The sequence below is a fragment of the Actinomadura darangshiensis genome (assembly GCF_004349235.1).
GTDB lineage: Bacteria > Actinomycetota > Actinomycetes > Streptosporangiales > Streptosporangiaceae > Spirillospora > Spirillospora darangshiensis.
On record NZ_SMKY01000059.1, the window covers coordinates 17,305 to 37,963 of the forward strand.

Here is a 20,659-nt window from a genome sequence, read left to right on the forward strand (position 1 = left end):
GGGCATGGAGCCGTGCACGACGCTGGTGGTCGACGACAACGACACCAAGCGGTACATCATCGGCAGCTGGCTGCGCCGCGCGGGGCACACCGTGGTGGAGGCCGCGTCCGCGGCGCAGACCTGGGAGCGGCTCGCCGAGCACGCGGTCGAGCTGGTGGTGCTGGACGTCAAGCTGCCGGACATGAGCGGGATCGAGGTCTGCGAGCGGATCAAGGCCGCGCCGCGGACCGCGTCGCTGCCCGTCATCCACATCTCGGCGCAGGCCGTCGACGTCGCCGACCGGACGCACGGGCTGCGCCGGGGCGCCGACGCCTACATGACCGACCCGATCGATCCCGGCGAGTTCATCGCCACCGTGGAGGCGGTGCTGCGCTACTACCGCGCCCGGCACCGGGCCGAGCGGATCGCCGCCCGGATGGCCGAGTTCACCCGGACGTCGCTGGAGATCAACGCGGCCCAGTCCTTCAAGGGGCTGGCGGCGGTCGCCGCCCACGGCGCGCACGCGATCTTCGGGAGGCCGGCCGCGGTGTTCACGCTGCCGCTGGAGGGCGGGGCGCTGCGGACCGTCGAGCCCGGCGGCGGGCCGGAGCACCGCGACCATCCGCCCGGGCTGCTCCCGCGGCTGACCGGCATGACCCGGCTGGGGGACGGCACCGGTACCAAGGTCACGCGGGTGGCGTCGCGGCAATGGAAGGAGCTGCTGCCCGACACCGTCGTGGACGGGGACGTCACGCTCGTGGTGTCGCGGCTCAAGGCCGACCGCCCGCCCGTCGGCATCGCGGTCGACGCCCGCGGCGTCCCGGAGGAGGACGACATCAACCTCCTGCGCCAGCTCTCCCAGGTGGTCGCGCTCGCGATGGAGGCGCTCCGGTCCTACACCGAGGAGCACACCGTCTCGCTCACCCTGCAGCGCAGCCTCCTGCCGGCGTCGCCGCCGCCGGTGCCGGGGTGGTCCCTGGCGGTCCGCTACGAGCCGGCCGGCGACCAGGCGGAGGTCGGCGGCGACTTCTACGAGGTCCTCGACCTCGGCGACCGGGTGCTGGTGGCCATCGGGGACGTGCAGGGGCACTCGCTGCACGCCGCCACGGTGATGGCGGAGATCCGGCACGCGCTGCGGGCGTTCGCCTGCGAGGGCCACGGCCCCGTCACGATCCTGCGGCTGCTGAACGAGGTGCTGGAGCGCTACCACGGCGACCAGACGGCGACGATGTGCCTGCTGACGCTGGATCCGCGCAGCGGCGCGGCGCACATCGCGAGCGCGGGGCACATCCCGCCGCTGCACGTCCGCGGCGGCAGCGCCTGCTACGGCACGGGCGGCGGCGTGCTGCTCGGCTTCCCCGTCCACGACGTCGCGGTCGAGGAGAGCGAGGTGCCCCCGGGCGGCACCGTCGTGCTGCTCACCGACGGCCTCATCGAGGACCGCGGCATCTCGCTGACCGACAACCTGGAGCGGCTGCGGAGCGTGGCCGCCGACGTGGAGGACGACCTGGAGCGGTTCAGCGACCGGGTCCTCGCCGAGTTCGGCCACCGGGAGGACGACGTCGCCCTGATCGTCCTGCGCCGCGACGCGGCCGACGGCACCTGACCCCGCGCCGCGCCCCGCGCTCGCCTACGATGCGGCGGTGGGCGGCGACGGGAAACGGGGTCGGATGGGAAGCGGCAGGGCGCTCTCGGCGGGCATCGCGGCCGGCATCGTCCTCACGCTGGCGGCCGACCTCGCCGTGCTCCTGTCGGACCGGGTGGACGGCGGGGCCGCCGAACCCGGCGACCTCGTCTCGGTGGGCGAGGCGCCGCGGACGCCGGCCGTCGCGCCGCTGACCCGCCGCTACACGCCGAACCTGCTGGCCGCCGGGACGTCCTCGCTGCCGCCCGCGGCCGTCGAGCGGGCGCGCCGGCTCAAGGGCGTCGCCGGACTGACGGTCGTGGACGCCGCGCAGGCCGGCGTCGGCGGCCACCGCATGGGGCTGCTCGGCGTCGACCCGTCCGCGTTCCGCGCGTTCGCGCCCGGGCCGTCGGCCGAATCGGACGAGCTGTGGCGGACGGTGGCGTCCGGCGGGCTCGCCGTGTCGTTCGAGCAGGGCCGCGGCGGCGCGCTGCCGCTCGGCGCGGTCGTCCCGGCGGGACGCAGCAGCGCCCCGGGCCGGGTCCGCGTCGGCGCCTACGCCTCGATGGGCATCGGCGACATCGACGCCGTCGTGTCCCGCCGGCAGGCCCGCGCCCTCGGCATGCCGGACGGGAACGCCCTGGTCATCAGCGCTCCGAAGGCCGACCCCGCCGAGCTGGCGAAACGCCTGAAGAAGGTCCTCCCGCGCGGCACGAAGGTCGCGGCGCTGGCGGCGCCGAAGACCCCCGCCGGCTCGGCGCGGCCCAGGAGCCGCCCGCAGGTGACCGGGCGGCCGGACGGCGCCGCCGGCGACCGGTCCCCCATCACCGGCAACAGGATGACGCCGGCGATGCGGGGCGTCGTGCTGGAGATCGCCGGGATGTTCGGCCCGTTCCCGGTGATCGGCTGCTACCGCGCCGCCGGCGACCCGCAGGACCACGGCGACGGCCGCGCCTGCGACTTCATGGAGAGCACCGGCGGCCGGATGCCGAGCGCCGGCGCCCAGCGGCACGGCGACCAGGTCGCCCGGTACGCGACCGCGAACGCGCGGCGGCTCGGGATCTCCTACGTCATCTGGAAGCAGCACATCTGGAACGTGCGCGGCGGCGGGTGGCGTCCGATGGAGGACCGGGGAAGCCGCACGCAGAACCACTACGACCACGTGCACATCTCGGTGCTGCGCTAGAACGCCGTCAGGGGAGGTCCTGCTCGCACCAGACGACCTTGCCGCCGTTGGTGCGGCGGACGCCCCAGCGCTCCGCCAGCCGCCCGACGACGTGCAGGCCCCGGCCCGTCTCGCTCGCGTCGTCCTCCTCGTCGTGGTGGCGGATGCGGGGCCGCCCGTCGGAGGAGTCGAACACCTCGCAGACCAGGCCGCCCTCCCGCACGAGCCGCAGCGTGATCCGGCCGCCCGCATGCCGGATCGCGTTGGTGACCAGCTCCGACGCCAGCAGGGTGGTGGTGTAGGCCATGTCCTCCAGGCCCCAGCGGGCGAGCCGGTCGCGGATGAGGCCGCGGGCCCGGCGGACGGCGGCGGGCTCGGCGGGCAGCTCCCAGGAGGCGTGCCGGTCGGCCGGGATGCGCGCCAGCCGCGCCACCAGCATCGCGATGTCGTCGCGGTGCTGGTCGTCGTAGACGCCGTCGAGGGCGGCCTGGCACAGGTCCTCGAGCGGCCGCGCGGAGGCGCCCGGGCCGAACGTCGCCTGCAGCCGGGCCAGCCCGTCGTCGATGTCGCGGGCCCGGTTCTCCACGAGGCCGTCGGTGTAGAGGAACAGCAGCGTGCCGTCCTCGACGGTGAACTCGCGGCTGACGATCGGGCCGTCGCCGCCGACGCCGAGCGGCGGCGCGGGGGGCACCGGCAGGTACTCCGAGTCCGCGCCGGGCGGGGCGAGCAGCGGCGGCAGGTGCCCGGCGCTGGCGACCTCGCACCGGCCGCTGACCGCGTCGTAGACGACGTAGGCGCAGGTGGCGAAGTGCGGTTCGCGCTCGCCGAGCGTCCGCATCAGCGAGTCGAGCCGCTCTAACGCCTCGGCGGGCGGCAGCTCCAGCCCGGCGAGGGTGTGGATGGCGGTGCGGAGCCGGCCCATGGTGACGGCGGCCTTCACGCCGTGGCCGGCCACGTCCCCGACCACCAGCGCGACCCGCGCGCCGGGCAGCGCGATCGACTCGTACCAGTCGCCGCCGACCTCGATGAGCCGGCTGCCCGGCAGGTACCGGTGGTGCACCTCCACCGGCGACGGCGCCGACAGCCCGGTCGGCAGCAGGCTGCGCTGCAGCGTCAGCGCGGTCGCCCGCTCCCGCGAGTACTGCCGGGCGCTCTCGATGAAGATGGACGCCCGGCCGGCGAACTCCATCCCGATCTCGACGTCGTAGGCGTCGAACGGCCGGTGCGCGACGTTGCGCGAGCAGGCGAAGAAGCCGAGCACGCCCGCCGCGGAGGTGATAGGCAGCAGCAGCAGCGACGCGCCCTTGAGCAGCTCGGCGACCGGCGGCCGGCGCCACGCCGCGGCGAGCCTGGCCGCGCCCTCGCCGCCGAGGGAGCGCAGTACCGGCTCGCCCGACTCCAGGCACAGCACGTGCGGGGTGCCCGGCGGGAAGACCAGGGACTCCCCGGTCGGGAACGTCGCGTCCCAGCCCGGGTCCTCGTCGTCGAACCCGATCGCCATCCGGCGCAGCTGCGGGCCGTCCGGGCCCTCCGGGGGCTCGTCGGCGTCGATGTGGCTCTCCATCAGCAGCAGCGCGCCGGAATTGCAGAAGTGCGGGACGAGCACGTCCAGCAGGCCGCGCGCCAGCATCTCCAGATCGAGCGTGGAGCCGATCCGCGGGAGCGCGTCGTCCAGCAGCGCCCGGCGGATCACGGCCGGGTCGACGAACCGGTCCGCGAGCGGCACCGGCACCCGGACGAGGGCGAGCGCGGCCTGCTCGGGATCTCCGCCGTTCAGCGGGTGCACCGTCACGACGGCGTCGAGCGTCCCGCCCGCCGGGGTCTCCACGGCGAGCATGGCGGTGCGTTCCCGGCCGGCCTTCAGCGCCTCCAGCAGCGGCTCCCGGGCGCCCGGGATCACCTCGTCCAGGTGCGCGCCCAGCAGGCCGTCCGCGTGCGGGGAGAGGACCGCGGCGGCGTTGCGGTCGAACTGGAGAATTCTCCCCGACGAATCCATGCCGAGAATGAGAATTCGGGTGGACGGCTCCATCGCTCGATTATGGGACATGGCGCGGCCGGATGAGGCCGATACGGGTCCGGAATCCGGCTTTACGGACGCGTATGCGTCTCGGCCAGGAACTGACGCCAGGTCCGCTTCCCCACGGCGTGCTCGGGGGTCAGGTGGTGGCCCTCCCGGAAACCGCGGGCGGCGCCGCCGGGGAGCGGGATCGGGAGCCGCACGGGACGCCGCAGGCCCCGCGCTTTCAGGTAGTCCCGCATCATCTCCTCGGCCGTGAGGATCTCCGGGCCGCCCATGTCGTCGACCCGCCGCGCCGGACCCGCGCCGAGAGCCAGTCCGGCGAGCCGCTCCGCGACCTCGCCCGCGTCGATCGGCTGGTCGCGCAGCCCCTTCGGCAGCCCCGTGACGCCGGGCACCTTGGTGAGGACGTTGAAGACCGCGGCGGGGAGCGTGTGGAACTGCGTGGCCCGCAGGATCGTGTAGGGCAGTCCCGAATCCTCGATCAGCTTCTCCACCGCGAACTTCGCCTTGTAATAGCCGTAGGGGATCTTGTCGACGCCGACGATCGAGATGTAGACCAGGTGCGGGGCGCCCTGCCGGCGCGCCGCCTCGACCAGCTTCCGCGCGGCGGGCAGGTCCCGCTTGGGGTGGAGCGGATCGCTGGCGCAGTGCACGATCGTCTCGACGCCGCCGAGCGCCTCGTCGACGCCCTCGCCCGCCCAGAGATCGCCCTTGTGCCAGGTCACCCCGGCCTCCGGCTCCCTGGCGCGGCGGCTCAGCCCGTGCACGTCCGCCTTCGCCTCGGCCAGCCGCCGGGTCACCGGCGTGCCCAGCGTGCCGCTCGCCCCGGTCACGAGAATCATGGTCGCTCCTTCATCAGCCGTCCGGATCACCGTCCGCCATGGCGGACCGGCCCCGGCCCCTGGAATGTGACATGCCCGTTCCGGCCGCCGTCACGACCGCCCGAAGACCTGCGGCGGCGGGACCGGTGCGACGATCTCCTCGCCGTCGTGCAGCGGCGCGGCGCCGGCGCAGAACGCGGCGAGGTCGCCGCCCTCGACCAGCCTGGCCCGGGCGAGGCCGCCCGCCGCGCGGCGGGTCAGCTCCGCCACCGGCAGCGGCTCGCGCGAGGCTGCCACGATGAGGTTGCCGAACCGGCGGCCCCGCAGCACGCCCGGGTCGCCCATCAGCAGCGTGTGCCGGAACACCGACCGGACGGTCGCGGTCGCCCGGCGGGCGAACGGCAGCCGGAAGCCGTCGGCGACGTTGGCCAGGTAGACGCCGCGGGGCCGCAGTACGCGCGCCGCGTCCAGGACGAACTCGCGGGTCGCGAGCTCCGGTGGCATCGACGCCCCGGCGAACGCGTCCATCACGACGAGATCGTCGGCCTCGTCGGCGAGCGCGGCCACCCCGGTGCGCCCGTCGGTGATCCGGATCCGCAGGCCGGGGACGCCCTTCACCGGGAGCTGCTCGCGGACGAGCTGCACCAGCTCCGCGTCCGGCTCCAGCACGACCTGCCGCGACCCGGGCCGCGTCGCGGCGATGTAGCGGGGCAGCGTGCAGCCGGCGCCGCCGACGTGGACCGCGTCGAACGCCTCGCCGCCCGGCCCGAGGGAGTCGACCACGTCGCCGATGAGCCGCATGTACTCGAAGTCGAGGTAGGTGGGATCGGACAGGTTCACATAGGACTGCGGGACGCCGTCGACGAGCAGCATCCAGCCGCCGTCGCGGTCGGCGTCCCGCAGCAGCTCGGCCTCCCCGCCGGCGATCGTGTACGTCCGCGGCCGGGGGCCGTGCCTGCCCTTGCGTGCCATGGCCTCCACCCTACGGACCGTGCTCGGCGAGGCCGGCGGTACCTCAGGTTTGTTCTGTCAGCGCCGGTTCCGCCGCGAAATGGCAGGCGCTGGGGTGGGCCGACCCGTCCCGTTCCTCCAGGACCGGCTCCTGCTCGGCGCAGAGGTCCTGCGCCTTCCAGCAGCGGGTGCGGAACCGGCAGCCGGACGGCGGGTCCAGCGGCGACGGCGGCTCCCCCTCCAGCTGGATCTGGCCCGCCCACCCGGACGCGTCCGGGTCGGGCACGGGAACCGCCGACAGCAGCGCCTGCGTGTACGGGTGCGTCGGATGCTCGTAGATCTGGGCCTCGTCGCCCGTCTCCACGACCTTGCCCAGGTACATGACGGCGATGCGGTCGGAGATGTGGCGGACGGCCGCCAGGTCGTGCGCGATGAACACGTACGCCAGGCCGAATTCGCGCTGCAGCTCGGCGAGCAGGTTCATCACCTGCGCCTGGACGGACACGTCCAGCGCCGACACCGGCTCGTCGCACACGATGACGTCGGGACGCAGCGCCAGGGCGCGGGCGATCCCGACCCGCTGGCGCTGCCCGCCGGAGAACTGGTGCGGGTAGCGGTTGACGTGGCCCGGGTCGAGGCCGACGACCTCCAGCAGCTCCTGGACGCGCTTGCGCCGCTCCCCCTTCGGCGCCGCCTCGGGGTGGATCGCGAACGGCTCCCCCACGATGTCGCCGACCGTCATCCGCGGGTTGAGCGAGGAGTAGGGGTCCTGCATCACCATCTGGATGCGGCGGCGCAGCGCCCGCAGCTCGCCCTTCGGCAGCGCGAAGACGTCGCGGCCGTCGAAGCGGACCGTCCCGGCGGACGGGCGCTCGGCGGCGAGGAGCAGCTTCGCCAGCGTCGACTTCCCGCACCCGGACTCGCCGACGACGCCGAGGGTCTCGCCGCGGCGCAGCTCCAGGTCCACACCGTCCACGGCCTTGACGTGCCCGACGGCGCGCTTGACCACGATGCCGCGGGTCACCGGGTAGTGCTTGACGAGCCCCTCGACCTGGAGGATCGGCCCGTCACTCGGTTCCGGCACCGTAGACCTCCTCGGCGAAGTGGCAGGCGGCGTCGTGCCCGGGCGCGACGGTGACGAGCGGCGGGCTCTCCGCCGAGCAGACCGCCTCCGCGCGGGGGCAGCGCGGCTGGAACGGGCAGCCGGGCGGCAGCGCGGCCGGGTTCGGCGGCGCCCCCTTGATCGGGACGAGCGCGTCGCCGCGCCGGTCGAGCCGCGGCACCGACGCCAGCAGCCCCTTGGTGTAGGGGTGGGCGGGCCGCGCGTACAGGTCCCGGGCCGGCGACTGCTCGGCGACCGACCCGGCGTACATGACGACGATCCGGTCCGCGACGCCGGCGACGACGCCGAGGTCGTGGGTGATCAGCACCATGCCCATCCGCAGCTCGTCCTGGATCTCGGCCAGCAGCCGCATGATCTGCGCCTGCACGGTCACGTCGAGCGCGGTGGTCGGCTCGTCGGCGATCAGCACGTCCGGGTCCAGCGCCAGCGCCATCGCGATCATGATGCGCTGCCGCATGCCGCCGGAGAACTGGTGCGGGTAGTCGCCGAGCCGCTTGGCGGCCGACGGGATGCGCACCCGCTCCATCAGCTCGACGGCCTTGTCCCGGGACGCCCGCCGGCCGAGCCCGCGGTGCACCCGGTACATCTCGCGGATCTGGTCGCCGACGGTGAAGACCGGGTTCAGCGCGCTCAGCGCGTCCTGGAAGATCATCGAGATGCGGTCGCCGCGGTAGGCGCGGCGGCGCCGCTCGGGCAGGCCGAGCAGTTCCTCGCCGCGCAGCCGCACCGAGCCGCGCTCGATGCGGGCGGGCGGCATGTCGAGGATGCCCATGACGGCCTGCGCCGCCACGCTCTTGCCCGATCCCGACTCGCCGAGGATCGCGAGCGTCTCCCCCTCGGCGAGCGTGTACGACAGGCCGTTCACGGCGTGGACGTCCTGGTCCCGCACGCGGAACCGGACGTGCAGGTCGTCGACCTCCAGCAGCGGTGCTCCCGGGCGGGGCGCCGGTACCGGGTCGTCCTTCAGCTCCGCGGTCATGGCGTGGTCCTGGTCATGGCGATCACCGCAGCTTCGGGTCGAGGGCGTCGCGGACGGCGTCGCCGAGCAGCAGGAAGCTCAGCACCGTGGCCGACAGGAACACCGCGGGGAAGATCAGCAGGTGCGGGTGGTCGATGAAGGAGTCCTTCGCCTGGTTCAGCTGGAGCCCCCAGGACACCTGCGGGTACTGCAGGCCGACGCCGAGGAAGTCCAGGGTCGCCTCGCCCACGATCACGTGGCCGATGTTGAGGGTGGCGATCACGATCACCGGCGCGATCGCGTTCGGCAGGACGTGCCGGGTCATGATGCGCCCGTCGGACGCGCCGAGCAGCCGCGCGGCCTGCACGTAGTCGGCGTCCCGGACGGAGATGACCTGCCCCCGCATGATGCGGATCATCGTCGTCCAGCCCAGCAGCACCAGCACCAGCGTCATCGCCCACACCCCGTGCGAGGGGAACGCGACCAGGATGACCGTGGCGCCGAGCACGAACGGCAGCCCGAAGAAGATGTCGGTGAGCCGGGCGATCAGCGTGTCCAGGATGCCGCCGTAGTACCCGGCGAGCATCCCGAACACCATCGCGATCAGCAGCGCGAACGCAGTGACCGCGACACCGATCAGCAGCGTCGGGCGGGCGCCGTGCACGACGTGCGCGTAGTAGTCGCAGCCCGCGAGGTCGGTGCCGAACCAGTGGTCGCCGGACGGCCCCAGCTTGGAGTCGTTCGGGTCGCAGCCCTCGTTGACGCCCGTGGCGGTGAACAGCCTCGGCACGGCGGCCATGACCGTCACCACCGCGAGGACCGCCACCGAGCCCCAGAAGATCCAGCGGCGCCGCAGGTCGTGCCACGCGTCGTCCCACAGGGACGCCCGGCCCAGCTCGCCGCCGGCGACCGCGACCGCGGCGGCGCTCGCGGCGGGCGCGCCGGCGTCCGGGGCCGTTTCGGGCTCCAGCACCGGCGGCCCGGCGTCGGGTTGTTCGCTCTTCATGCCCCCCGCCTCACTCGTACCTGATCCGCGGGTCGAGCACCCCGTAGAGCAGGTCCACGACCAGGTTGACCAGCAGGAAGATCAGCACCAGCACGGTGACCGCGCCGACCACCACCGGGCCCTCCTTCAGCTGGATCGACAGGAACACCTGCTGCCCGATGCCCGGCAGGTTGAAGATGCCCTCGGTGACGATCGCGCCGGCCATCAGGTTGCCGAAGTCGACACCGAGGTAGGTCACCACCGGGATCAGCGAGTTGCGCAGCGCGTGCCGGCCGACCACCCGCGTCCGCGACAGCCCCTTGGCGTTCGCGGTCCGCACGTAGTCGGCCCGCAGGTTCTCCGACAGGCTCGTCCGGGTCAGCCGCGCCACGTAGGACAGGCCGAGCGAGCCGAGGACGATCCCGGGCAGCAGGTAGCTCATCGGCCAGCCGTCGTCCGTCCCGGCCGTGGGGAAGATCTGCCAGTGCAGCCCGAACAGGATCTGCGCGACGTACCCGAGGACGAACACCGGAACGGCGATCACCAGCGTCGTCCCGCCGAGGACGAGGGTGTCGGCGAACTTGCCCCGGCGCAGGCCGGCCCACGTCCCGAGCAGCATCCCGACGACCATCTCGAAGACCCAGGCGGTGACCGCGAGCTGCGCGGTCACCGTCCAGCGTCCGCTGAGCATCTCCGACACGCTCTGGCCGGTGTAGTTCTCGCCCAGGTCGCCCTGGACGAGGCCCCACATGTACTTCGCGTACTGCAGCAGCAGCGGGTCGTTCAGGTTGTACCGGTCCCGGAGCGTCTGCAGGACGTTGTCCGGGACCGGTTTGTCCCCGGCGAGCGCCTGGATCGGGTCGCCCGGCAGCGCGAACACCATCGCGTAGATGAGCAGCGTGGTGCCGATGAAGACGGGGACCGCCTGCAGGAGCCGCCGTAGGACATAGCGCCACATCGCCGGCTACTTCACCGTCACATCGGTGGCGATCAGACCCGTCGAGTACGGGGTGATCGTGACGTTGTCCACGTTCTTCGAGCGGCCGCCCTGGCCCGCCCACGTCCAGAGCGGGATCATCGGCATCTCGCGGATGGCGACGTCCTCGGCCTGGTTGTAGACGGCCATGGCCTGCTGCTGGTCGGCCGTCTTGTTGGCCTTCGCGATGAGTTCCGTGAACTCCTTGCTCTCCCATCCCATGCGGTTGTCAAGACCCCACATGCCCTCCAGGTAGTTCTGGGGGCTCGGGTAGTCGGCCTCCCAGTTCTGCCGGTACGGGCCCTTCTCCCCGTGGTCGCTCAGCATGGAGAAGTAGTCGGACGCCGGAACCTGCCGGAACTGGATGTCCTTGATGCCGAGGTTGTCGCGCAGGGAGTTGGCGACGATCCGCATCCACTGCGCGTAGGTCGGCTGCGAGTTGGAGAAGTACAGCTCCAGCGTCCCCTTGAACCCGCCGGACTTGGCGTACAGCTCCTTGGCCTTGGCCGGGTTGTAGGTGCACAGCTCACCGCACGCGTTGTCGCGGTGGCCGGGGATGATGGACGGGATCAGCGAGTCGGCGGGGAAGAAGTCGCCGTTGTAGACCGCCTTGTTGATGCCCTGCCGGTCGATGGCCATGGAGATGGCCTTGCGCAGGTCCGGGTTGTCGAACCGCTTGTCGAACAGCGGGAAGCCCAGGTAGTCGGTCGTGCTCATCTTCCGGGCGAGGAACTTGTCGCCGAGCAGCCGCTTGGCCTCGGGGACCTTGGCGGACGGGATGGTCTGCAGCACGTCGATCCGGCCGGCCCGCAGGTCGGTGTAGGCGGTGTCGGCGCTGGCGTAGCTCTTCCAGGTCACGCCCTTGTTCTTCGGCTTGCGCGCACCGGTGTAGCCGGGGAACGCGACGAGCTTGACCTGCTTGTTGCGCTCCCAGTTCCCGTCCATCTTGTACGGGCCGTTGCCGATCGGGTGGTCGTCGAACGCCTTCGGGTCCTTGAGCCCGGCCTTCGGCATCGGCGCGTACGCCGGGTAGGTCAGCAGCAGCGGGAACTGGCTGAACGGGTCGTTCAGCGTCACCTTGAGCGTGTTCTGGTCGACGACCTCGAGCCCGGAGAGCTTGTCGGCCTTCGGCTTGGCGTCCTCGTCCTCGGGGTTCAGCTCGCCGTACCCCTTGATGTAGGAGAAGTAGCTGTTGGCGCCCATGGCGTTCGGCCCGTACGCGGCGTAGTTCCACGAGTCGGCGAAGCTCTGCGCCGTCACCGGCTCCCCGTTGTGGAACTTCTGGCCCGCCTTGACCTTGACCGTCCACACCTTCTGGTCGTCCGAGGTGACCGAATCGGCGGCCAGCGGGACGGCCTTGCCGTCCTTGGACAGCGTCATCAGGTTGTCGAACAGCTCGGTGATCACGTCGAAGGAGTAGCTGCTCGTGGTGTTGGCGGGCAGCAGGTGGTCGGGCTCGGAGTGGCCCACGGTGAACGTGCCGTCGCCCGCCGCGGCGTCGTCGCCGCCGCAGGCCGACAGGCCGAGCGACGCGGCCAGCGCCACCGCGGCGAGCCCCGCGGCCTTCCGCCGGACACCCCTTCCGGCACCCCTCTGGCTCCTCATGCTCCTCCTCGGCCCCTGTTTCGCTGTGTCGTGCCGCGGGCCGATGGCCGCCCGCCGCACCTAGATTGCTGGCAGCGTCGTCCCCACCATGACGGTTTGGGTACGGCTATGGCCGAGTCGAAACCGGATCGATACGTTCTTGATCATTCGTTGACACAGGTCAGCGAGGGAGCAAAATGAAGGGTCGTTGCGGAAGGGACTCACGGGGGTGCGGGTGCGCGACAACACGGCGGACAGGGCGGCGGCGGCCGCGGCGGACGGCGACGCGGCCGAGTGGGCAGGCGCCGACGCGGCGGCGATCTGCGCGGACCTGATCAGGTTCGACACCGTGAACCGGGGCGAGGGCGACGCGCGGCCGGAACGCCCCGCCGCCGAGCACGTCGCGGCGCTGCTGGACGAGGCCGGCGTGCCGGCGAAGATCGTCGAGTCGGCGCCCGGCCGCGCGAGCGTGCTCGCCCGCGTCCCCGGGACCGACCCGTCGCATCCGGCGTTCCTGGTCCACGGGCACCTGGACGTGGTGCCCGCCGACCCGGCGGACTGGGCCGTCGCGCCGTTCTCCGGCGAGGTGCGGGACGGGTGCGTGTGGGGGCGCGGCGCGGTCGACATGAAGGGCAGCCTCGCGATGACGCTCGCGGCCGTCCGGCGGCGGCTGCGCGAGGGGCGGCGCACGCGCGGCGACCTGGTCCTGGCGTTCCTCGCCGACGAGGAGTGCACCGGCGAGTACGGCTCCCGGTACGTGGCGCGCGAGCACCGCGGGTTCTTCGACGGCTGCACGGAGGCGATCAGCGAGTCCGGCGGGTTCAGCGTGGACGCCGGCGGGACGCGGATCTACCCGATCGCGACCGGCGAGCGCGGCACCACGTGGATGAGGCTGACGGCGCGCGGCACCGCCGGGCACGGGTCCAAGCCGGCGCCCGACAACGCGGTCGCCGAGATCGCGCACGCGGTGTCCCGGCTGGCGGCCTACGAGTGGCCCGTCCGGCTGACGGCCGGGGTGCGGGCGCTCCTGGACGGGCTCGCGGACGCGCTCGGCACCACCATCGACCACGACCGCCTGGACGCGGAGGCCGCGCGCCTCGGCCGCGCCGGGCACCTGTTCGCCGGGACGATCCGCAACTCGGCGAACCCGACCCGCCTCGACGCCGGCTACAAGGTCAACGTCGTGCCGGGCACGGCGACGGCGCAGGTCGACGGCCGGTACCTGCCCGGCACGGGCGAGGAGTTCCTCGCCACGGTCGACCGGCTGCTCGGCCCGAAGGTCGCCCGCGAGTTCATCAACTACGAGGAGGCGCCCGCCGCCGACCCGGCCGGCCCGACCTTCGCCGCCCTCGCGGGCGCGCTGCGCGCCGAGGACCCGCTCGCCCGGCCCGTCCCGTACGTGATGGCGGGCGGCACCGACGCGAAGTCCTTCAACCGGATCGGCATCACGAGCTTCGGCTTCGCGCCGCTGCTGCTCGGCCCGGAACTCGACTACTTCGGGATGTTCCACGGCGTGGACGAGCGGGTCCCCCTGGACGGCCTCGCCTTCGGCACCCGCGTCCTCGACCGCTTCCTCGACACCCGCTAGACGGAGCCGGGGGTGGCGGTGCGCCCCGACCACCGGAACACCGGGAGCCTGCCCTCCGGGGTGTCCTGGTGCCGGGACGTCGCCTTGAAGTGCTCGTATCCGCCGCGGAAGGGAAGCCTCAGCTCGACGCCGGGCGGGGTGATCCCGACGATCCGGCGGGGCAGGTCCGCGGGACCGCCTTCCAGGAAGGCCTTCAACGAGGTGTCCATGGACGGATGGTCACACGCTGGGAACGTTCCGCCAATGCCCGCCGGGGATCTATCGCCGTATCACTGGGACTTCTGGTAGCTCCGGAACGAGTAGATCGCCAGCCCCACCGTGGCCGCGGTCAGCAGGAGGAGCCACCCGCCGTGCGAGGCGACCGTCCCCCAGCCGGGGTCGTCGTCGAGCGCCGCGCGGGCGGCGTCCAGGGCCCAGCTGACCGGGTTGCCCGCCGCCACATGCCGGATCCAGGACGGCATCAGGTCCTTGGCCATGAACGCCGACGACAGGAACGTCAGCGGCAGCAGCAGCATCACGTTCAGGCCGATGATCGTGTTGCGGTCGCGCACCAGCAGCGCGAGCGTGTTCGACAGCGCGGCGAGGAAGACGCCGATCAGCACCGACGCGGCGACGAGCACCGCCGGCCCGGCGGGGCCGCCCGGGTAGTGCGCGCCCGCCGCCCAGCCCAGCAGGATGATCACCAGCGATTGGAACGCGGTGCCGAGCGCCTGCTCGACGACGCCGGCGTTCGCGATCGCGCTGCGCCGCACCGGCGTGACGAGGAACCGGTTCAGGGTGCCGCGCTCGATCTCGTCCATGGTCGCCATGCCGGCGAAGGAGTTCAGCGACACCGCGTTCATGATCACGACGCCGGGCACGATGTAGTCCAGGTAGGACCGCGCGCCGAACCCGGGGATCTCGACGACCCTCTTGAACAGCTCGCCGAACAGGAACAGCCAGATCATCGGCTGCGCCAGCGTCATGACGAGGACGGCCGGGTTGCGCAGCAGCGCGGACAGCCGCCGATGGGTCATCCACCAGGTCCCGGTGACCAGGCTCCCGACGGGCAGGGCGGTCATCGGGCACCCCCGGCGGTGGCGGGCTCGGCCGGTCCGGCGGCGTCGGCGCCGTCGGCCTGGGCGAAGCGGCGGCCGGCGTAGCGCAGGTAGACGTCGTCCAGGGACGGCCGCGCGACGGTCGCGGCCGCGGCCGGGACGCCCGCCTGGTCGAGGGCGGCGAGGACGGCCGGCACGGCAGCCGCGCCGTCGTCGGCGCGGGTGCTGAGCCGCGTCCCGTCCAGGACGACCTCCCGGACGCCGGGCAAGCGGTCGAGCGCCTCGCGCACCGGGGCCTCGGGCGGCGCCTCCTGCCACTGCACGTGGACGGCGTCGCCGCGCAGCTCGCCCTTGAGGCCGTCGGGCGTGCCCTCCGCGACGACGCGGCCCCGGTCGACGATCGCCACCCGCCGCGCGAGCCGGTCGGCCTCGTCCAGGTAGTGGGTGGTCAGCAGGATCGCGAGGGCGTCGTCCCCGGCCAGCCGCGCGATCTCGGCCCACATCGACGCGCGGGCCTCCGGGTCGAGGCCGGTGGTGGGCTCGTCCAGGAACAGGACCTCCGGCCGGTGGACGAGGCCGAGTGCCACGTCGAGCCGCCGCTGCATCCCGCCGGAGTAGGTCTTCACCTTCCTGGCCGCGGCGTCCTCCAGCCCGAACCGCGCGAGCAGCTCGGCCGCGCGACGCCGCACCTGCGCGCCGCCCATCCCGTAGAGGCGCCCTTGCAGGACGAGGTTGTCGCGCCCGCTGGCCTCCGGGTCGGCGCCGGACTTCTGCGACACCACGCCGATGACGCGGCGGACCCGGTCGGGCCTGCGCAGCACGTCGTGCCCGGCGACGGCCGCGGTGCCCGCGTCCGGCCGGATCAGCGTGGTGAGGATCTTGACGGTGGTGGACTTGCCCGCCCCGTTGGGGCCGAGCAGCCCGAGGATCTCGCCCTGCCCGACCGTGATGGACAAGCCGTCCAGGGCCCGGACGTCGCCGGGGTACTTCTTCGTGAGGCCGGCGGCCTCGATGGCATGCGCCATGGTCTCCTCCGCGAGGGGACGTGCGCGAAGGGCCCGATAGGCTGGTGACGCGTGCTCGCCGCCAGGGCCCGCTCCGCGCGGATTCTCGGTGGTGGGTTCTCCGGCCCGGCGGAGGTGTGGCCGCACCGCCGCCGGGCCTTCACGTTTCGCTACTCCCCCGCGGCTCCCCTCTCCGCCAGCTCGGCGATCTCGGGCGGCATCTCACCGGTCTCGTGGAACGCCCGCCACAGGTCGAGGCCGGGCAGGGAGCCGTCCTCGATCTCGGTGAGGAGGCCCCGCACCCACGCGGCCTCCGCGCGCCGCATCGCGAGGTCGTACTCGGCTTCGATCAGGAAGATGCGCGGCACCTCGGTCTCGGCCTCCAGGGCCGCTCCGTCGCCGGCGATCTGCCGTTCCATGGTCGTGAGCCGTCCGCGCAGCAGCGCCGCCGCCTCGTCCGGGCCGAGGGCGCCGAGGACGGAGAGGCCGGCCTCGAAGCGCGGCTGCTCGCGCTCGGGCACGCCGACCAGCTCCCGCACCCAGTCGGCCAGCTCCGCCATCCCCGCGTCGGTGATGCGGTAAACGGTCCGCTCGGGCCGCGCCCCTTCGCGGGCGCTGCCCTCGACCGCCAGGAACCCGTGCTTCTCCAGGTTGCCCACGACGGTGTAGAGCGACCCCCACTTGATGTCCATGTCGCGGTCCTTGCCGCGCGCCCGCATCAGCGAGGCCATCTCGTACGGGTGCATCGGCCTGGCGGTGACCGTCGACAGCACGGCGAGGCCGAGCAGGTTGCCCACCTTGCGCCGCTTCGCCATGTCACTCTCCTCGTGCGCGAATACTCGTAGGCGAGTATCACAGATGCGCTCGCGTCCGTCCACCCCGATCGACGGGGGCGCGAGGCGGGTAGAGATCAGGCGTGGACTTCTCCAGCGCGGCGGACGAGCTCTACGGCGTCCTGCCGGCCGAGTTCGTGGCGACGCGGAAGCGGCTGGCCCAGGAGGCGAAGGCCGCGGGCGACGCGGCGCTAGCGAAGCGGATCGGGGCACTGCGCCGCCCGACGCTGTCGGCATGGGCGGTGAACCTCCTGTCCCGCTCGGCCGCCGGCGACCTCGGGGACCTGCTGGACATCGGCGACGAGATCCGCGCGGCATGGGGCTCCGGCCGCGGCCTCGGCGACCTTGAGAGGCGCCGGGCCGCGCTCGTCGGTGCGCTCGTGCGCACGACCGGCGACCTCGCGGCCGAGGCCGGCAATCCGCTGCGGGAGCAGGCCGTACGCGAGGTGGAGGACACTCTCCAGGCGGCGACCGTGGACGCCGGCATCGCCGGCGAGGTGCGCGAAGGACGGTTGCCGCAACCGCGCAGCCACACGGGTTTCGTGCCCGCCGGCTTCCCGATGGCGCCCGCGAACGGGCGGCAGCGCGAGGAGGCGCCCGCCGAGGAGAAGAAGAAGGGCCCCCCGGAGAAGGAGCCGGCGAAGGAGCCCGAGCGGGCGAGGTCGAACGTCACCCGGACGAGCGCGGCCAGGGCCAAGCGGGCGGAGACGCTCGGCAGGCGCGCCGGCCAGGCCGAGCGGAAGCTGGCCGAGCGCGAGGAACGCGCGGCGGAGGCCGGACGCGAGGCCGAGGAGGCGTCGGCCGAGGTGGGCCGGCTCCGCCGCGAGCTGGACCGGGCGGTCGCCGAGCGGGACGCCGCGGCCAGGCGGGCGGAGCGCGCCGAGCAGAACCGCGCCCGTGCGGAGGAGGCGGCGCGCGAGGCCCGCAGGGCGGCCGCCGAGGCCCGCCGCGCCGCCGACCGCGACGCGGACCACGGCTGACCCGGCGACCGGGGCCGCGGGCCGGTGGTGAATGGGATTTTCGGGATGAAGTAGGTTCGTTCCGAACGTGATTCGACAATCGAGGGGGCGCGCGGTGACGGCACCGGTCGTGGAGCAGCCGACTGATTGGACCGAGCCGGGCGCTCACCAGGTGGCGCCCGGGGTGCACCGGATCCCGCTGGCGCTGCCGATCCCGTCGCTGCACGCCGTCAACGTGTACGTGATCGAGGACGCCGAGGGCCTCGTCCTCGTGGACTCGGGCTGGGCCATGCCCGACACGCGCACGGCGATGGAGAGCGCCATCCGCACGCTCGGCCACCGGCTGGAGGACGTGTCGCAGTTCCTGGTCACGCACGCTCACTGGGACCACTACTCGCAGGCCCTGTCGCTGCGCGAGTCGTTCGGGACGAGGGTGCGGATCGGGCGCGGCGAGCGGCCGTCGATCGAGGCGTTCGACGCCAAGCGGGGGATGCACCCCCGGCAGGTCGAGCTGCTGCGCCGGTGCGGCGCGGACGAGCTGGCCGACGAGATCGCGGGCCGGCCCGTGGACCGTTCCGAGCGGGACCTCCCGCACAACGCGCCGGACGCCTGGCTGGACGACGGCCAGCGCGTCGACCTCGCCGCGCGGGGCCTGGACGTGTTCGCCACGCCGGGCCACACGCGCGGCCACATCGTCCTGCGGGACGCCGGCGCCGGGCTGCTGTTCGCGGGCGACCACATCCTGCCGCACATCACGCCGTCGATCGGTCTGGAGACCGAGCCGGAGCCCAAGCCGCTGCGCAGCTACCTGGAGTCGCTGCGCATCGTCCGCGACATGCCGGACACGCTGCTGCTGCCCGCGCACGGTCCCGTGCGGCCGAGCGTGCACACCCGGATCGACGAGCTGCTGGAGCATCACGCCGAGCGCCTGGACGCCGCCGCGGCGCAGGTGCGGGCCGGACACGGCACGGCGTTCGAGGCCGCCGCCGCCATGACGTGGACGCGACGCAGGCGCACGCTCGACGACCTGGACGCGTTCAGCCGGATGCTGGCCGTCCTGGAGATCGAGGCGCACCTGGACGTCCTCGCCGACCGGGGCGTCCTGGACGCCCACGACGAGGACGGCGTCCGCCGCTACGCCGCACGCCGCTGACGGCCCCCTGCCGCCGGGCGGCCGGATCCGTCCGGGTTACGCTGATCTCCGGTTTCCCCCGGCGGAAGGAGCGGCGATGACGGTCGCCCCCGAGTTCACTGCGATCACGTCCGCGGAGGAGCTGCGCGAGCTGCTCGGCGCGCCGATGCAGCGGGCGATCGACAAGGAGCGCGTCACGCTGCACCCCTGGGACCGCGAGTGGCTCGCCAGGTCCCCGTTCTGCCTGATCTCCACCAGCGACGCCGCGGGCAACTGCGACGTCTCCCCCAAGGGCGACCCGCCCGGGTTCGCGCACGTCATCGACGACACGACGATCGCCATCCCGGACCGTCCGGGCAACCGCCGCGCGGACGGGTTCGTGAACGTGCTGGGCAACCCGCACGTGGGGCTGATCTTCCTCGTGCCGGGGCGCGCCGAGACGCTGCGGATCAACGGCCGGGCCACGCTGGTCCGGAACGCGCCGTTCTTCGGCGAGATGGTCGTCAAGGGGCACCGGCCGGCGCTCGCGCTGATCGTGGAGATCGAGCAGATCTTCTTCCACTGCGCGAAGGCGCTCATGCGCTCGAAGCTGTGGAAGCCCGAGTCCTGGGAGCCGGACGCGCTGCCCTCGCACGCCCGGATCGTCAAGGACGTCCAGTACACGGCCGAGTCCCTCGAACAGCTCGAAGAGCACTACACCGAGGCGAACTACACGAAGAAGCTCTACGGCGGCTGAAACGCGCGGCGGCCGACCCAGCGGGACCGGCCGCCGCACGCGTGAATCTCAGCAGGCGGGGGCTTCGGACGCGGCGTCGAGGTAGGCGTCGGGGACGTAGTGCCCGGGGCCGATCCGGTCCCAGACGTCGCTCGTACCGTAGGTGCCGGTGACCTTGCCGCCGCGTACCCGGCACTCGACGGCGACGGTCGCGTGGTCGGCGGCGAGGCCCCTGGCGGCGGACGAGGCGTCGGCCGCCGAGCGCACGGTGACGGGGGCGCCCGCCGTGCGGACGGTGCCCTTGGCGGCAGCGCCGGCCCACAGGTAGGTGACGTTCACCCACGAGTTGTCGGTCAGCTGGAGGCCGTCCCAGAACGTCCCGTCGGCGAGGTCGATGCCGGCCGGGTTGGCTACGGCGCGGCCGAACTCGTCGTGGCCGCCGTTGTAGCCGTCCTGGTAGGCGGCCTGCGCCTCCGGCCGCCCCTGCGGGAGGTCCTGCCACATCTCGCGGGTGCCGGACGGGTTCCAGTAGTCGTCGTGGGTGTTCCACGGGCCGACGTCCCAGACGGGCGCGTACTCGCAGAGGCTTCCGCTCTCGGTGCACACCTTCACCGAGTAGTCGTCGCTGTTGTTCGGGGACAGCCCGCGCCGGGACGGCAGCGCCACGAAGTGGTCCCGGGTGGTGATGACGTGGCCGTTCGCGGTCGTCCCGCCGACGAGTCCCTCGCGGGTCGCGAACACCCGGTAGGTGGCGGCCGCCTTCGCCGTCCCGCGCGGGGCCGGGACGCGGTCGGCGGTGAGTTCCACGGCGGAGACGGCGGGCGCCGGCGCCCCGGCCTTCTCGGTGAGGACGACCCGGACCTGGATCCGCTGGGACGCGGACGGCAGCGCCGCCCCGGCCGGATACCACTCCGTCCAGGCGCCGGCGGCCTGCGCCCGCACGTCCACGGCGACCGACCCGCCTCCGGTGACGCGCGCCCTCACCCGGTTGGCGGGCTCGGCGAGGTCCTTCGGCGCGAGCAGCAGCTGGCCCGCCGCCTCGGCCGAGCGCAGCGAGGCGGGGCCGCCGCGCGCGGAGCCGAGCCGCAGGGCCCGGCCGTCGTGGCGGACGTTGACGTCGTCGGAGCCGATCGAGGCGAGGTCCGGCGACCACCGGGCGCCGGAGGCGGCGGTCTCGGCGGGGGCAGCGCTGGCGGGGGCGGCGC

19 protein-coding genes are annotated in these 20,659 nt (G+C 73.4%); 6 read left to right on the forward strand and 13 right to left on the reverse strand.

Features of this window, described 5'->3' with window-relative positions; genetic code table 11:
- The first annotated feature begins 4 nt into the window (after positions 1–4).
- On the forward strand, positions 5–1,585 hold the full coding sequence (locus E1293_RS15620) for a fused response regulator/phosphatase (protein WP_132198136.1): 1,581 nt from the start codon (positions 5–7) through the stop codon (positions 1,583–1,585).
- Positions 1,586–1,649: 64 nt separating this feature from the next.
- On the forward strand, positions 1,650–2,789 hold the full coding sequence (locus E1293_RS15625; RefSeq protein WP_132198119.1) for a VldE C-terminal domain-containing protein: 1,140 nt from the start codon (positions 1,650–1,652) through the stop codon (positions 2,787–2,789).
- A 7-nt stretch (positions 2,790–2,796) separates the two neighbouring features.
- Here the strand turns inward: E1293_RS15625 and E1293_RS15630 are convergent, their stop codons facing one another.
- From E1293_RS15630 to E1293_RS15665, 8 genes are all read right to left on the reverse strand, one after another.
- On the reverse strand, positions 2,797–4,764 hold the full coding sequence (locus tag E1293_RS15630) for an ATP-binding SpoIIE family protein phosphatase (RefSeq protein ID WP_132198120.1): 1,968 nt from the start codon (positions 4,762–4,764) through the stop codon (positions 2,797–2,799).
- Positions 4,765–4,856: 92 nt separating this feature from the next.
- On the reverse strand, positions 4,857–5,630 hold the full coding sequence (locus E1293_RS15635) for an SDR family oxidoreductase (protein WP_132198121.1): 774 nt from the start codon (positions 5,628–5,630) through the stop codon (positions 4,857–4,859).
- 90 nt (positions 5,631–5,720) lie between these two features.
- Positions 5,721–6,581 (reverse strand): spermidine synthase, encoded by an 861-nt coding sequence (locus tag E1293_RS15640; protein WP_132198122.1) that lies wholly within the window; start codon positions 6,579–6,581, stop codon positions 5,721–5,723.
- A gap of 43 nt (positions 6,582–6,624) precedes the next feature.
- Complete coding sequence (locus E1293_RS15645) at positions 6,625–7,644, reverse strand: ABC transporter ATP-binding protein (protein ID WP_132198123.1); 1,020 nt, start codon at positions 7,642–7,644, stop codon at positions 6,625–6,627.
- Complete coding sequence (locus tag E1293_RS15650; RefSeq protein WP_132198124.1) at positions 7,628–8,662, reverse strand: ABC transporter ATP-binding protein; 1,035 nt, start codon at positions 8,660–8,662, stop codon at positions 7,628–7,630. The genes E1293_RS15645 and E1293_RS15650 overlap by 17 nt, the downstream gene beginning before the upstream one ends.
- 22 nt (positions 8,663–8,684) lie before the next feature.
- A complete protein-coding gene (locus tag E1293_RS15655; RefSeq protein WP_132198125.1) occupies positions 8,685–9,647 on the reverse strand; it encodes an ABC transporter permease in 963 nt (320 codons plus the stop codon).
- Between the two features lie 10 nt (positions 9,648–9,657).
- Positions 9,658–10,584 carry an ABC transporter permease gene (locus tag E1293_RS15660; protein ID WP_132198126.1) on the reverse strand — a complete coding sequence of 309 codons (927 nt, stop codon included), beginning with the start codon at positions 10,582–10,584 and terminating at the stop codon, positions 9,658–9,660.
- Positions 10,585–10,590: 6 nt separating this feature from the next.
- Positions 10,591–12,207 (reverse strand): peptide ABC transporter substrate-binding protein, encoded by a 1,617-nt coding sequence (locus E1293_RS15665; protein WP_132198127.1) that lies wholly within the window; start codon positions 12,205–12,207, stop codon positions 10,591–10,593.
- Between the two features lie 187 nt (positions 12,208–12,394).
- On the opposite strand from E1293_RS15665, the gene E1293_RS15670 reads away from it, so the two are divergent.
- Complete coding sequence (locus E1293_RS15670; protein WP_279473154.1) at positions 12,395–13,774, forward strand: M20/M25/M40 family metallo-hydrolase; 1,380 nt, start codon at positions 12,395–12,397, stop codon at positions 13,772–13,774.
- On the opposite strand, the gene E1293_RS15675 is transcribed toward E1293_RS15670, so the two are convergent.
- The 4 genes from E1293_RS15675 to E1293_RS15690 form a co-directional block, all read right to left on the reverse strand.
- Positions 13,771–13,983, reverse strand: coding sequence for a DUF5988 family protein (locus E1293_RS15675; protein ID WP_132198128.1), 213 nt, complete (start codon positions 13,981–13,983; stop codon positions 13,771–13,773). The two genes, E1293_RS15670 and E1293_RS15675, sit on opposite strands and share 4 nt — an antisense overlap.
- 60 nt (positions 13,984–14,043) lie before the next feature.
- Positions 14,044–14,835, reverse strand: a complete 792-nt coding sequence (locus E1293_RS15680; RefSeq protein ID WP_132198129.1) for an ABC transporter permease — start codon at positions 14,833–14,835, stop codon at positions 14,044–14,046.
- Positions 14,832–15,836, reverse strand: a complete 1,005-nt coding sequence (locus tag E1293_RS15685) for an ABC transporter ATP-binding protein (RefSeq protein ID WP_132198130.1) — start codon at positions 15,834–15,836, stop codon at positions 14,832–14,834. The genes E1293_RS15680 and E1293_RS15685 overlap by 4 nt, the downstream gene beginning before the upstream one ends.
- A gap of 149 nt (positions 15,837–15,985) precedes the next feature.
- Positions 15,986–16,630, reverse strand: a complete 645-nt coding sequence (locus E1293_RS15690; RefSeq protein ID WP_132198131.1) for a PadR family transcriptional regulator — start codon at positions 16,628–16,630, stop codon at positions 15,986–15,988.
- A 101-nt stretch (positions 16,631–16,731) separates the two neighbouring features.
- Here E1293_RS15690 and E1293_RS15695 point away from each other — a divergent pair, with 101 nt between their 5' ends.
- The 3 genes from E1293_RS15695 to E1293_RS15705 all read left to right on the forward strand — a co-directional run bounded on the left by E1293_RS15695 (position 16,732) and on the right by E1293_RS15705 (position 19,475).
- On the forward strand, positions 16,732–17,628 hold the full coding sequence (locus E1293_RS15695) for a hypothetical protein (protein ID WP_132198132.1): 897 nt from the start codon (positions 16,732–16,734) through the stop codon (positions 17,626–17,628).
- A gap of 94 nt (positions 17,629–17,722) precedes the next feature.
- On the forward strand, positions 17,723–18,760 hold the full coding sequence (locus tag E1293_RS15700; protein WP_132198133.1) for an MBL fold metallo-hydrolase: 1,038 nt from the start codon (positions 17,723–17,725) through the stop codon (positions 18,758–18,760).
- A gap of 76 nt (positions 18,761–18,836) precedes the next feature.
- Positions 18,837–19,475 (forward strand): pyridoxamine 5'-phosphate oxidase family protein, encoded by a 639-nt coding sequence (locus tag E1293_RS15705; protein WP_132198134.1) that lies wholly within the window; start codon positions 18,837–18,839, stop codon positions 19,473–19,475.
- A 48-nt stretch (positions 19,476–19,523) separates the two neighbouring features.
- On the opposite strand, the gene E1293_RS47435 is transcribed toward E1293_RS15705, so the two are convergent.
- Positions 19,524–20,659 (reverse strand): hypothetical protein (locus E1293_RS47435; protein WP_165978237.1); only part of this gene is annotated, 1,136 nt, incomplete at its 5' end.